Source organism: Paenimyroides aestuarii (genome assembly GCF_024628805.1).
Lineage (GTDB): Bacteria > Bacteroidota > Bacteroidia > Flavobacteriales > Flavobacteriaceae > Flavobacterium > Flavobacterium aestuarii_A.
In genome coordinates this window covers 1022992-1036016 of record NZ_CP102382.1, presented here as the reverse complement: position 1 = coordinate 1036016, position 13025 = coordinate 1022992, and the positions used below count along the sequence as shown (strand labels likewise).

General features: G+C 37.9%; 13 protein-coding genes. 3 read left to right on the top strand and 10 right to left on the bottom strand.

Going from position 1 to position 13025, the window contains the following annotated elements; all coding sequences use genetic code 11:
- Window positions 1-30 precede the first annotated feature (30 nt).
- The 9 genes from NPX36_RS04900 to NPX36_RS04860 form a co-directional block, all read right to left on the bottom strand.
- Window positions 31-900, bottom strand: a complete 870-nt coding sequence (locus NPX36_RS04900) for a DUF6892 domain-containing protein (RefSeq protein WP_257500298.1) — start codon at window positions 898-900, stop codon at window positions 31-33.
- Between the two features lie 135 nt (window positions 901-1035).
- Complete coding sequence (locus NPX36_RS04895) at window positions 1036-1659, bottom strand: hypothetical protein (protein ID WP_257500297.1); 624 nt, start codon at window positions 1657-1659, stop codon at window positions 1036-1038.
- A gap of 90 nt (window positions 1660-1749) precedes the next feature.
- Window positions 1750-2769 (bottom strand): SMI1/KNR4 family protein, encoded by a 1020-nt coding sequence (locus NPX36_RS04890; protein ID WP_257500296.1) that lies wholly within the window; start codon window positions 2767-2769, stop codon window positions 1750-1752.
- Window positions 2770-3336: 567 nt separating this feature from the next.
- Window positions 3337-3990, bottom strand: coding sequence for a hypothetical protein (locus NPX36_RS04885; protein WP_257500295.1), 654 nt, complete (start codon window positions 3988-3990; stop codon window positions 3337-3339).
- A gap of 337 nt (window positions 3991-4327) precedes the next feature.
- Complete coding sequence (locus tag NPX36_RS04880; RefSeq protein ID WP_257500294.1) at window positions 4328-5320, bottom strand: SPFH domain-containing protein; 993 nt, start codon at window positions 5318-5320, stop codon at window positions 4328-4330.
- 6 nt (window positions 5321-5326) lie between these two features.
- Complete coding sequence (locus tag NPX36_RS04875) at window positions 5327-6151, bottom strand: hypothetical protein (RefSeq protein WP_257500293.1); 825 nt, start codon at window positions 6149-6151, stop codon at window positions 5327-5329.
- Window positions 6138-6932: a hypothetical protein gene (locus NPX36_RS04870; RefSeq protein ID WP_257500292.1), complete on the bottom strand. Its 795-nt coding sequence runs from the start codon at window positions 6930-6932 to the stop codon at window positions 6138-6140. Before NPX36_RS04870 ends, NPX36_RS04875 begins: the two co-directional genes overlap by 14 nt.
- A gap of 22 nt (window positions 6933-6954) precedes the next feature.
- On the bottom strand, window positions 6955-7158 hold the full coding sequence (locus NPX36_RS04865) for a hypothetical protein (RefSeq protein ID WP_257500291.1): 204 nt from the start codon (window positions 7156-7158) through the stop codon (window positions 6955-6957).
- Window positions 7159-7337: 179 nt separating this feature from the next.
- Window positions 7338-7733 (bottom strand): hypothetical protein, encoded by a 396-nt coding sequence (locus tag NPX36_RS04860; RefSeq protein ID WP_257500290.1) that lies wholly within the window; start codon window positions 7731-7733, stop codon window positions 7338-7340.
- Window positions 7734-8106: 373 nt separating this feature from the next.
- On the opposite strand from NPX36_RS04860, the gene NPX36_RS04855 reads away from it, so the two are divergent.
- The 3 genes from NPX36_RS04855 to NPX36_RS04845 all read left to right on the top strand — a co-directional run bounded on the left by NPX36_RS04855 (window position 8107) and on the right by NPX36_RS04845 (window position 10964).
- Entirely contained in the window at window positions 8107-8250 is a 144-nt protein-coding gene (locus NPX36_RS04855; protein WP_257500289.1) for a hypothetical protein, read from the top strand.
- A gap of 198 nt (window positions 8251-8448) precedes the next feature.
- Entirely contained in the window at window positions 8449-10245 is a 1797-nt protein-coding gene (locus tag NPX36_RS04850; protein WP_257500288.1) for a tetratricopeptide repeat-containing sensor histidine kinase, read from the top strand.
- Window positions 10246-10250: 5 nt separating this feature from the next.
- Window positions 10251-10964 carry a LytR/AlgR family response regulator transcription factor gene (locus NPX36_RS04845; protein ID WP_257500287.1) on the top strand — a complete coding sequence of 238 codons (714 nt, stop codon included), beginning with the start codon at window positions 10251-10253 and terminating at the stop codon, window positions 10962-10964.
- 90 nt (window positions 10965-11054) lie between these two features.
- Here NPX36_RS04845 and NPX36_RS04840 read toward each other — a convergent pair whose 3' ends face one another.
- Window positions 11055-13016 (bottom strand): OmpA family protein, encoded by a 1962-nt coding sequence (locus NPX36_RS04840; RefSeq protein ID WP_257500286.1) that lies wholly within the window; start codon window positions 13014-13016, stop codon window positions 11055-11057.
- Window positions 13017-13025: the final 9 nt, after the last annotated feature.

Genomic DNA, 13025 nt, shown 5'->3' with positions numbered 1-13025 from the left:
ATAAATCCCAAATCCGCATTCCGCAATCAATCATATCCACCTAGACTCAATACCTTTGGCTTTCAATTCATCAAGAATATGCGGTTTGGCATAGCAAAGAACGGCCGATTTCAAATGGGGAAAATGCTTGGTGTCTTCTGTACTTTCAATGTCCCAATAGTCTTCATAGCCTTCGCATTCTAAACAGGTATTCAGATAAATTTCGTTGCCGCCATCTTGATAGATTTCTGTGATTTCTTTTGCGAATCGCTTCGGAATAGGCAGTTGTTTAAAATACTGCATCACCTCTGGAATGGGCTCAAAACGCTCTTCTTCGGTGTCGATTGTTCGTTGTTTGTACCATTTGATAAACTCATAAATATCGAACTTGGGTTGTAGCAGTTCTTTTTCATACATCAAAATTTGAATAATACAGAGCTTAAAATTGAAATCTGTAAACTCGATAATCTCTTCGTTAAGTTTAGGAATGTTGTATTTATCTGCCGGAATCTCAAAGAATTTATTGTGCCAGATACTTACGCCAAAGGGTTGCTTATCTTCGGGGCGCTGTAGTCTGCTTACCGTCCAAAAGCCTTTTAAAAATGCTCCTTCTACAGGATGATTCGGCAGAACAAACGCGTTTCCATCAAGGTGGAGTACGCCATCAAACAGTTGTGTGGGCGCTACTTTTAAACCATCAGAATGCCTGTAATGCAACATAATATTGCTGATAGCCCCGACAGATTCCATTACTTTTATACCCAAAGCATCCCAAACATAGGTTTTCTCAAAGGTATATTTTTCATTATTCACCACACGATTGGGTTCGCCCAAAGCAGCAATTATCTGTTCGAATTGAATGGGAAAGTGAATGGGTGTATTGTTAATTTGTAGCTCGTGTTTGGTACAGTAAATGTTCATATTAATTTATGATTTTTGATTTTTGATGGATGACCTTTTTTAAATTTATGATTTTTGAATGATGATTGATGATTTTAATCCGAAATCCGCATTCATCAATCAGAAATCCGCATTCCGAACACCTAACTTATTATTCTATTCCCCATACATTTCATACTGCTTTTCTAACCAATCTTGAAATGTTCTATCGTTTACGTTGATAATTTCATTGCCTTTCACAGGAATACTTACCTTAAATGCTTCTTTCACCCAATGCTGAAAGTTGTTGTTTATACCTTCGTACAGTTCATCGCCATATTCAGCTACAATTTCTGCTTCGGTTATTGTTGTATTCCCAACAAACCGAAACTGTTTTAGTGCTTCCTGAATGTTATGTTCCATAGGTGAAACGTGCATATTCGCCTGACTTATTTCTTTATAACCAATAGCTAAAAACCGTAAAAAGTCGATAAAATCTTCAGCAATTATGAACATATTATCGCCTTCTGAACCCAAATGGACAATCTTTTGATGGTCGTTATCATCTACCCAAAAGGCAAAAATATCGCCCGTAGCTCCTGCACCAAACACCCCAAACCGATGCGAAACTTCATTAAAACCGAACCAATGGTTAATGGTTTCTCCATCATCTACACGTAACTCAAAATCACCACTAATGGGATAGCCGTTTTGTTCTACCCAATGGCATAAGTGTTCTAATTCTTGAGGAGCTTTTATTTGCTCGGGAAAACTACTTTTCAATTGTTCAAATAGATTCATTTTTTTAGTGGTTAGTGGTTAGTGTTGAGTTTTTAGTGTTTAGTAACTCAAAATTAATAACTCAACACTCACAATTCAAAACTCATAACATTAAAGGCCATACTTCTTTTTCATTTCATCATACAATAGGTTGTGTTTTTGAATCAATTCGGTATAAAAATCATCAAAACCAATGTCATACAAGGTTAAACCGCCATAGGCATAGCAATCTTGCAAAAAACCATCGGCAGTGGCTTTTTCAGGCGGAATTTCATAAACTTCATCGGTTTTTCCTTCTATCCAATCGACCATTGAGCTGGCTACTTCGTGGTCGAGCATTGCCAATTTTCCTGTGTCTTTGCCTTGTGCAATTTGGAGTAAGGCATTTCCACCGCCATCTAAACCAATTGGATAGGCGTATTTCAGTAAGCCTTTATGGTAGAATAAGTTCTCAAAATGCATCGTGTTTAAATCGGCATAAGGGTCGTGATTTGCTAAGCCAAACAATGATTTTGTCTGGTACAACCAGTCCCAATCAGAATGTTTGGCAAGGTCTTCATAAAACGGATATTCGGTTTGTGTAAACCCATACTTGTCTGATTCATAAGCACCTTTTTTAGTATCGAATTGTTCAGCATCTTGCCACCAATACAGGTACAAGCCATTTTGTGTGGTTAAAAAGCGTTTATAATCTTCACAAAACTTGAATTGATACTGATTTTCATAGGCTTCAATTGCCTTCAAGGTTGCTGATTCATATGCAGTATTACCAAACAGAACATTGCCTTTTTTGTAGAGGTAAAAACGCTGTTCGAGTGTACCCAAATTGGGATGTTCGGGGAAGGACACACGAAATAAGGTTTCGCCCATAACAGCCTTATCATCATAGGCATTCACGCAACCAAAAAGGGCATTTGTTTCTATGGTATTCTCGCATACTTTTACTGTACCAGCAGCATCGATGTATTCGTTTTTTACGCGTATTTTTTGTGTTTGTTTACTCGTAACCTGATAGGTAAAACCCACCACCGTTGGCCCATTAATGGGTACATTCGTATTTTTATACGTCGCTCTGAAGCTGCCATCGGCTTGTTTGGTGTAAATGCCGTATTCAAATTTTTCTGCTTTCAATTTTTAATTTTTTTAGTGAATTAAACCTATTTTTCGGAAACAGAAACGAAGAAATTGGTATTCGTAAGGCACTTGTTGTTATCCGTTAAGTGATTTATGAATGATGATTTTTGATATATGATTGATTAATTAATTCCGCAATCTGCAATCCTCAATCCGCATTCATCAATCTAAAATCATCAATGGTCATTAACAGGGCGCTCAACTGGAGCTTTGCATTGTTCGCCTCTTTGAGGCTATTATCAGACCGCTCCTCTGGCGCTAGGTACAAACGCACTTTCGATTCTAGGAACAGAACGCTCCTACGGAGCTTGGAATTGTTTGCCTCTACGAGGCTATTATCAGAACGCTCCTCTGGAGCTATGCCTGTGATGAACTTCCAACTCAAAACTCACAACTCAACATTCACCACTAAAAACTCATCACTTAGCAATCCGAAACCCGAATTCATCAATCACCAATCATCATTCATCATTCCGCAATCCCAAATCATCAATTCGCATTCATCAATCCGCAATCCGAAATCATCAATCCGAATTCCGAAATCCTCAATCATCATTCCGAACTCTAAAATGTTTCCAGTTCTAAATCGTCAATGTGTTTGGTTTCTTTCCATATTTCGAGTTTTTTCGACTCTTTGTTGTGTTCTCTTTTTTCAATAAGAATGCTATCGGGATTTACCCATTTCATCCCATACTCAGGCTTAGTTTTTAAGCCTAATGAAGGGTTGAAAAGACGATAATCCAGTCCGTTTTGATTCATCATTATCACTTTGTTATACTTGCCGAAATACTTCTTGTAATCAAACTTTTTTCCTTCTAAATTGTACAATTCCTTCTTTCCTGGAATACCCGCTATCTCGGTTAATAAAGCTACTTGTGTAATCACTTCTTCATCGGGCGAATAGCCCCAAACACGCACCAATTCAACGGCATCAAACTTGGCTTTTAGCAGTATTTTTTTATCGGCATCGGCAAAACCATATTTATAGACCGGGCTGGTGGCCTTACTGCTCAACCCAATGGGAATTCGCCTTTTGGAGTACTTGTATTTTTTAACCAAATAATAGGTTTTACCATCTACTTTATTGTCTTGTGGCTGTTCGGTAAGCCAAAATTTTATGTCTCCTTTTTTGCCCTTTTCAATGGTGGTACAGGCATTCATCAACCACAACACAGTAGCAGTTAATAAGGCAATAGGTAAGAAAGCTATTTTTTTCATTGTCGTCACTTTTTAATTTAGGAATTAGGACCTTTTTGATATATGATTGATGATTTTTGAATTATGATTTTAATCCGAAATCCTCAATCCTAATTCCGCAATCATCAATCATCAATACCAATTATTTTTAACAGGCCGCTCCTATGGAGCTTTGAATTGTTCGCCTCTTTGAGGCTATGAACAGAACGCTCCTCTGGAGCTATAAACAGGTCGCCTCAATAAGGCTCTAATTTGTATGCTATACAACTCAAAATTTATTACTAATAATTAAACACTCACAATTCATAATTCATAATTCACAATTCATAATTCACAATTCAACACTCACAACTCCTAACTAAGATAACAGTTTCGCTTTCGCGGCTTTAAACTCATCTTCGTCGATTAAACCTTCGTCAAACAATTCTTTCAGTTCTTTTAGTTTCGATTTTAAATCGGTTGTAGGTGCTGGGTTTTCAGTCTGATTGGATTGCTGAATGCTTTTACCCATTTCCATTCCGGCAAAAAGTCCCATTCCCGCGCCGGCAGTTCCTTCGTTATTGGCGGCATCGCGCATTGCACGCAGCTTTTGCAATTCAGAAAAATCGATACCTGCCAATTTTGCGGCTTGCACATCGGCTTGCATATCGCTAATGCCGGCAATTCGCTTGTTGGTTTCGTCATCAAACGAGGTACCTTCAATCCTAAAATCGAGCAATTCAAAACCTAAATCCGCAAAAATCTGCACCGTTTTTTCCTGAGCATCTTTGGCAATTTGTTCGATATTACTATCGATTTCGGCATACGAAAACTTTGCATTCGCCAAAAAATTAGAAATAGGTTGGGTGATTCTCGATAAAAAGATTTCTTGCAAATGGTGCACGCAGTAAAACTCCTGTCCGCCAACCATTTGCTCAAAAAACTGACGGGTTTGGGTAATTTTTACCGAATAATTGCCAAAAGCACGCAAATTAACCGGAAAACCATACACAGGGTCGTTGTAGGTTATGGGAATACGTGTGCCCCAGCGAATGTTGACCATATCGGCTTTTCTGAAAAACCATAGCCCAACTTTGTGGTTGCTTTCAAAGTTGTACAACACCTTTTTTATAGAGGTAAGAAAGGGTTTGTTGCCCGTTTCCAGATTGTACATTCCGGCTTCTTCAAAAACATCAACTATTTTCCCCTCATACGTAAAAATGCAGCCTTGTCCGGGCTGCAAAATTAACTTTGAGGCATTCTTAAGTTCGTCACCACGTTCGGTAAAACGGTAAAATAACTCATTGGGATGCGGTTGCTCCCATTGTACTACCGACCGAAATTGGTTTTTTAAGCTTTCTTTTATGCCCATAATTGTTTAAAATTCAATATCGCCTGTTAATCCTTCTGTTTTACTTTCTTCTTCATTCACATTGGCAATAGCTACATTCCCTGCCTTAACCTTGTCAATAATACCAAAGCGGTAGGCGTTAAAGGCTTCATTGCCTTGTTTTTCTAGCTGTTCTTGTTCCCAAGCGGAATAATAATCATACATATAATTGTATAAATTTTGGTCGATGCCCAACTCGTTCAATTTGTCGCGTTGTGCGTGTATTGCGGTAGAATCTAACTTAAAACGGTCTTGCGCCATCGCTTCATTTACTGCCACTTCTAAGGCATACACCAAAGCAATGTATTGCTCGTATTCCGGAAAATACTTGTCCATCAATTCTTTGTGGTCCAAATCGGAGCTGTTTTCTTTGTAAGCTTTATACACATCGGCAGAATCCATCTCGTTTTGTTGCTGCATAAACGCCATACTTGCTTGCGAATATTGCCCGATGTTAAGGCCTTTATCTTCCAAAAACTGGGCAGCATCAACACCCTTTTGGGTAGCGATATTCATTTCGCGTTGCAAACGAATAAAAGCGCCGTGGTCTGGAATTACCTTGCGCCAATCTTCCTCGCCCGTAGCTTGACCTCCACCAGCAAACGGCCCAACGTTGGGATTGCTGAAAATTTCGGTGTATTTCATAATCAAATCTGGGTCAGACAATTTTTCGGTGAATTTCTCCATTGTGTCCTGCCAAACAGGTAGCTCCACACCCAAGGTTGCAATAACTTGTTCTTCAGGCATTCCGTGGGTTAATTGACCACAACCGGCAGCCCAATCTTCAAATGATATTCCGTTAATTTTCTCCATATTTGTTATGTTTTTGAATGTTTATAAATTCGTTTAATTCGTTTTGAAACTTTTCTCTTTTTGTTTGAACTTCCTCTTCAGAAAGTGTTCTTAAAGTTTGCAAACTTTCCAGTTTGGCGTTTTGATAGTTTTCATAAGCCGTTTGATAGGCATTCCACAAGTGTTCTGGTGCCGGTGGTCGCTCTGCTTGCAGCTCTGCCAAGGCACTTTGCATTGTCTTAAATAATTCTAAATTTTGATAGGCCGCAATGCTTTCTAATTGATGCACCAAATGCACATAATTGGTTTCTAAATCGATGGTATTTGTAGTGTTACAGGCATTGCAGGTAATGTATTGTGCCCTGAAAATTTTGGGGTTAATGCGCACAATCGCGCCACACTGGGTACAGTTATAGTCTTTATTTACATTGGGCAAAAGGTGCTGGTATTGCAACTCCGATAATTTCCCTTGAATATACAGGTCGTGCACCTCTAAGCGCTGATGCAAGTTGTTTTCGATATCGCCCACGCTTAGTCGCACCGTATACCAGGCGTCGCCTTCTTTTTTAAGCAAAGGTTCAACCTTGTGGTTCCAGGCATTGTCGATGGTATCTATCAGTTGAAAAATCTGGTTTTTTACTGCGCTCCAGGTTCTGAAAACCGTTTGGTAATCATAATCGGTGTCTTGTAATTGCTCGATAAGCAGCTGGGTGCTTTCCGTTAAGGTTTCATCAAACCGTTGTTGTGTTTTTTGCACAAAGCTTTCCCATCGGGTAACCAAAGCGGACTCGTTAGGTGACATTTTTAGGTTGCTGTAGGCGTTTTTATTCATCGGCTTTAATGCTTGTATCGATGTTCATAAACTTTGTTCCGCAATAATCGCAGGTGGTGAGATTGGTATCTTTAGGTCGTGCCGCACCACAGGAAACACAGCGTTTGGTATCGGTTTTCGATTCTTTTTTTTCGGTACCGTACTCTTTTTTGCTGTCTTTGGCAGTATTGGCAATTTTTGAGAATAAGTTTTTCATTTTTTACAAACTAAAGATTGAGGATTGAGGATTGCGGATTGCGGATTGCGGATTGCTGATTGCTGATTGCGGATTGCGGATTGATGATTGATGATTGATGATTGCGGAATTAATTTATCATTCAAAAATCATAAATCAGCAATCATAAATTATACGTCCTCAATTCTTAATCGCAGCAGTTAAAGTACAAGGGATAAAACAGCTAGTACAATCAAGACGATTCCTGCTGGTATTTGATATTTCATAAGTTTTAATCTCAATTGTTGTCCTTTTTCTTTGGCGGTTTCGTTTTTTTCTAAGACATACTGAGAAATCAATCCATAGCCTAATAAAAATCCTACCACAAATTGCACAACAGATGCCGCTAAACCAATCAACCAAACCAAGCTAAATGCGCTAAGGTGCAAAATCATTTGAATGATTCCGATAAGTCCCAACACCGCAAGCACAACACCAATCCAACCTTGGTATGGCGTGATTTTGTCAATAAGTTCTTTAGCATTTGGTTTTTTTGCAATAATTACAGGCGATGCTGCAATAATGCCACCCAAAAGGGCGATAATAGATAAAATCATAATTTAAGTTTGTTTGTTTTTAATTATTGCTGCAATTTATTATAACCAATGTTTTCTTTTATAAACTAATCAGTATTCGTAGTTATTGAATTGGTATTTGATTGAATAAATGGAAACTTAATTTATATCTTTGAAAAAGAGCAAGTTAATTTATTTAAGTAATGACCTTATGAGATTTGACGACATCATTCAACTTACTCGATCCATTTTCAATGCTATTACATCTTAAAATATAACTCCTAAAAACATCAAACAATATGATCAGTAATTTGACATCAATTGAGGAATTTTTTGAAAGTTTAAAAACATCTTTAGGAAACTATCAAAGCACTTTGAAGTATTATAACAAAGATATAAGACTTTGATGGGTTAATTGAAAAAAGGTGCCTATCCGTTTACCAAACCTAAAGAAGAGATGTTGCCTATTTTTAAAGCGCATCCAACTTATGAATCTGGTTTTTTAAGCGATAGCCACGAAGGTTTTTTTAAGGTTTTAAAATACAAACAATTGATGTAAAATGGCAGTTAATCTTATGTTGCTGTCATTTTTTTGTTAACAATGCACCTCTATAATTGCTAAAATATTATTTTTTCAGTACCTGTATGGTTACCGTAATCCATAATTAGTTATTACTTTTGAAAAGCTAAAACAACCCCAAACTTAATAGTAATTTTGAATCCTATAAAATCCCTTTTTATTCTCATTTGCATCCTAATGTCAACGGGGTTGCTTTTTGGACAAGATACTACGTTTTCTAAGGCAGATTCTTTATTACAAACGGGAAATCTTTTGGCATACAAAAATCAATTGGTTAAAATTCAAAAACAACATCAAAACACTGAAAATACAGAAATACGACTTAAAACGTATGTGAAATTAGTAGAATTCTACTCAAATTTTCAAGAAAATTCAGACTCTTTGATGCATTATTACTACCAAGGAATTGCCAAAGCCAAAGAAGCAAATAGTAAAGAGTTTATAGCCAATTTTAAGTTTCAATACGCCAATTATCTTACAACTAAAGGCACCTATGTTGAGGCTTTGAAATTGTTTCAGTCTATAGAAGATGAAATTATCCAGAAGGATTATTCCTTTTTACCCCATTTTTACGATGCTTACGCCAGATTGCATTATTACTTAAAAGACTACGACAATGCGTTTGCTTATCTTAAAAAAGAAGCCCAAATATTTGAAAAGCGTAAAATGACTAAAAACATCGCCAGCGTCTATAATAACTTGGGTATTTTGTATAATTCTCAGAGCAAATTAGATTCTGCGTTGTATTATCATGAAAAATCGCAACGTATTAATATACAGTTAAAAGATACCATTGGAATTGTAAAATCTTACAACAATATTGGGCAAAGTTATTTTAACCATCGATTAATAGAAAAAGCCAAACTACATTACGAAAAAGCATTAGAATATCCTGATAAATACATTACAGAAAGCCTGCTGAACAACTATGCAGAACTTTTAATTAATAATGACGAACACGCAAAAGCAGCATCGTTTTTAGTGCATTTAACCCAAAGTGAACACAAAAAAATTGCCCAAAGTGCTTTAAGTCAGTTGGTCACACTTTATAAAGCCCAACACCAATTTGAAAAAGCCTTGATGTATCAAGAACAACTGAATCAATTATCACAAGAACTTTTAGATGAAACCAAATTAAAGGAAATTGAAAGGTTAAAAATTGAATATAATACTGCACAAAAAGAAAAAGAAATAGAGAGCCTAAAACTCATTAGTGAAAGTCAGCAACAAGTTATTGACCGCAACAGATTGCTAGTGTTTATCAGTGTATTATTGTTTCTAATTTCAATTGTAGTGTTTATTTTATGGAAAGTAAACCAAGACAAAAGAGCTAAAATTTATGAATTGGAAATGAACAGTAAAGTGCTTCGTTTGCAGATGAATCCGCATTTTATATTCAATGCTTTAGCAGCCATACAAAGCAATATTTTGAGCAGAGAACACCAAAAAGCCTCTAATTATTTGGTGAAATTTTCAAAACTGCTAAGGCATCATATTGAACAAACCCGAAGCAGTAGCGTTTTGTTGCAAGACGAAATTCAAAGTTTACGAGATTATCTTGAACTTCAAAAAATGCGAATGAGTTCTCAACTTTCGTTTCATTTTGAAATAGACCAAAGCCTAAATATTAAAGAATGTTATATTCCGGCAATGCTTATTCAACCCTTAGTAGAAAACGCCATAGAACATGGTTTAGAAAGCGTCCAATCACCAGAAATTAACATTCGATTTATTAAATTTTCAACCTATATTGAATGTCAGGTAATTGACAACGGAGTGGGTTTTTCTACAACCATTCATCAAGAAAAATGGAAAGTAAAATCATACGCCACACAAATTATAAAAGAACGTTTGGCTTTGCTCAGTAACAACCCCAAAAAACCATTAACTTTGATCATTAAAGACCAAATGATTAATAATCAACCTAAGGGAACCATTGCAATTATTCAAATTCCTATCTTAACACAATCTTAAAAATAATGCTAAAAACATTAATCATAGACGACGAAAGCCTGATAAGAAATAGCTTGAAGATATTACTTTCTGAACGAAATGACATAGAAATCATAGGTGAAGCCAGCTCAAAAGACCAAGGTATAGCGCTTATTGAAACGCTAAAACCCGATTTGGTATTATTGGATATACAACTAAAAAAAAACACTGGTTTTGAATTATTAGAGCAATTATCAGACATTACATTTAAACTTATTTTTGTAACGGCATACAGTGAATATGCCATAAAAGCCTTTAAATACAGTGCGTTTGATTATTTGTTAAAACCGATAGATCAAGACCTATTAAACCAAACCATTGACCGGTTAAAAACTGAAATTATCACAACCAGCCAACAATATCAAGCGCTCAAGACCAATAAAGAATTTCATAAAATTACCATCAAAACCACAGAACACATATATCATCTTAATTTTGATGAAATTATATATTGCAAAGCCGATAGTAGTTATACGCGCTTTTACTTAACCAACGACCGAAGCTTGATGACCTCAAAACCCTTGAAAAATTATCAAAATTTATTGCCAGAGCATCAATTTTTTCGTTCACATCAATCCTATTTGGTCAACTTAAATTTTGTAAAAAAGTATAATAAGAAAATGGCTGCATTAGAGATGCAAGACCAAACTGAAATTCCAGTTTCGGTGCGTAACCGTTCAAAAGTTAATGATTTGTTTTAATATTTCTCCCCCCCACAAAAAACCACCCCCAAACGGTATATTTTACCATTTGGGGGTGTTTAATAAGTTTTAATCCTTTGTGTGGGTGGTTTACATCTCCACGATAATAAACTCGGATCTACGGTTGGCTTGGTGTGCTTCTTCGCTACACTGCACTCCGTCGGCACATTCGTTGACTAATTGGCGCTCGCCATAGCCTTTCGATGTTAATCGTGACGAACTGATACCTTGGTCAATCAACCATTCTCTGGTCGATTTTGCGCGGTTCTCAGACAATCTGTCGTTGTACTTGTGCGATGCACGGCTGTCGGTATGCGAACGGATGTCGATTTTCATCGTTGGATATTCTTCTAATACCGCCAATACTTTTGCCAACTCTGCTGCTGCATCAGGACGGATGTTGTATTTGTCTAAATCAAAATAAATCGGATTCAGTTTTAATACTTTAAACAAGTCGTCGCCTACTTTTACAGGGGTTTTCACTGGTTCCAAAACAATGGTGTGCTCGGTTACACCGCTTTCATTGGGCAAACGCACCACGTCTTCTTGGGTCGTATAGCCTTCTTTTTCTGCTTTTAAACGGTAGGTTTCCCCACATTTGAATTCGTTGTTGAACACATAACCGCCGTTTTGGTAGCGGTTGCTGCTTTCTAATTCGCCGTACAAATTGTTGTACAACGTTACGTTGGCATCGCTAATAATGTTGCGGGTTTTTGCATCTACTACTTTTAAAAGTAGTTTTTGGATGCATTCTAGTTGCAACGGTTTGGTTTCATGGAAACTGTAAATATCGTCGTTGCCGTTGCCGCCTTCACGGTTGCTTGAAAAGAAGCCTTGTTTGGTGTTTGGGTCGATATAATACGCAAAATCATCTGCATTTCCGTTGATTGGTGCTCCTACGTTGTGGATTTCCCCAGGTTGGCTGTTTCTGTCTAATTTTGTGGCATATACATCAAGTCCACCTAGTCCTACTCTACCGTCGCTTGAAAAATACAATTCCCCACTTTCGGTTACAAACGGAAAGGTTTCTCTGCCTTCGGTGTTGATCCCCTCGCCCATGTTTACAGGTCCGCCAAAGGCTCCTGAGGGATGAATCGCCACCTGCCACAAATCCGATTCGCCGAAGCCTCCCGGACGGTCGCTCGCAAAGTACATTGTGGCTTCGTCTTGGCTTAAGGTGGGGTGTGCCGTGTTGTAGCCGTCCATATTGAACGGTAACTCGGTTATGTGCTCCCATTTGCCCTCCACGTTTTCTGCACGGTAGATTTTAAGCTTCGTGTTTTTGTCGGCATCGTATTTACGGGTACGGTTGATGTAGTTGTTGCGTGTGAAATACATCGTGTTGCCGTCTTTGGTGATTACCGCTGTGGATTCGTTAAGTGGTGATTTTACCTTTCCTTTCAATCGGGTTACTTTATCATCTTTGCTTGCCGTTTCGGCTACGCTGTACAAGCTGGTAAAGGCATCGCCTGTCCAGGTGTGTTCGCGTTTGTGCAAGCTGCCTGTGTCGCGCGCGCTGGTAAAGTACAACTGGTTGTTGTGTACATAGCTTCCGTAATCGGAATAAGGCGTGTTGATCTCCAAGTTCTTGATCTGGTCGTAGCGACCTGAATTGACTTGTATCTGCTTTTTAAGCGCGGCTTCGTTCTGGCGGATTTTAGAACGCTGCGTGTGGCTGCCGGCTTTGTTTACAAACTGGTCGTAATAGCGCTTTGATTCGCTTTCTTTGCCCACGTGTTGCAAGGTTTGGGCGTAGCGGTAATAGTACTCGCTGCCAATGTTTTCGCTGCCAAATTCTTTGAACAAGCGTTCGTAGTGCTTTTGGGCTTCGCCATAGCGTGCGTTAAAGTAGTAGGCGTTGCCTAACTTTTCTAGTACATCCTTCCCGGCATAGCCGCGGTTGGCTACTTTCTCGTAAATGCTTATTGCATCTACATAAGCCCATTGGTTGTAGTCTTTATCGGCTGTATTTAATCCCGCTTGTGCTTGTGCCCCCGTGTTCCCCAGCATAAAGGCGGTGAACAAAGCGGCTCTATATATCCCTTTTTTCATTTTTCTTTA

Excerpts from the sequence above, each read along its gene's own strand:
- NPX36_RS04865 (WP_257500291.1), bottom strand. The coding sequence starts at position 7,158 with ATGAAAAACTTATTCTCAAAAATTGCCAATACTGCCAAAGACAGCAAA.
- NPX36_RS04845 (WP_257500287.1), top strand. The coding sequence starts at position 10,251 with ATGCTAAAAACATTAATCATAGACGACGAAAGCCTGATAAGAAATAGC.
- NPX36_RS04840 (WP_257500286.1), bottom strand. The coding sequence starts at position 13,016 with ATGAAAAAAGGGATATATAGAGCCGCTTTGTTCACCGCCTTTATGCTG.
- NPX36_RS04850 (WP_257500288.1), top strand. The coding sequence starts at position 8,449 with ATGTCAACGGGGTTGCTTTTTGGACAAGATACTACGTTTTCTAAGGCA.
- NPX36_RS04860 (WP_257500290.1), bottom strand. The coding sequence starts at position 7,733 with ATGATTTTATCTATTATCGCCCTTTTGGGTGGCATTATTGCAGCATCG.
- NPX36_RS04900 (WP_257500298.1), bottom strand. The coding sequence starts at position 900 with ATGAACATTTACTGTACCAAACACGAGCTACAAATTAACAATACACCC.
- NPX36_RS04880 (WP_257500294.1), bottom strand. The coding sequence starts at position 5,320 with ATGGGCATAAAAGAAAGCTTAAAAAACCAATTTCGGTCGGTAGTACAA.
- NPX36_RS04885 (WP_257500295.1), bottom strand. The coding sequence starts at position 3,990 with ATGAAAAAAATAGCTTTCTTACCTATTGCCTTATTAACTGCTACTGTG.
- NPX36_RS04875 (WP_257500293.1), bottom strand. The coding sequence starts at position 6,151 with ATGGAGAAAATTAACGGAATATCATTTGAAGATTGGGCTGCCGGTTGT.
- NPX36_RS04895 (WP_257500297.1), bottom strand. The coding sequence starts at position 1,659 with ATGAATCTATTTGAACAATTGAAAAGTAGTTTTCCCGAGCAAATAAAA.
- NPX36_RS04870 (WP_257500292.1), bottom strand. The coding sequence starts at position 6,932 with ATGTCACCTAACGAGTCCGCTTTGGTTACCCGATGGGAAAGCTTTGTG.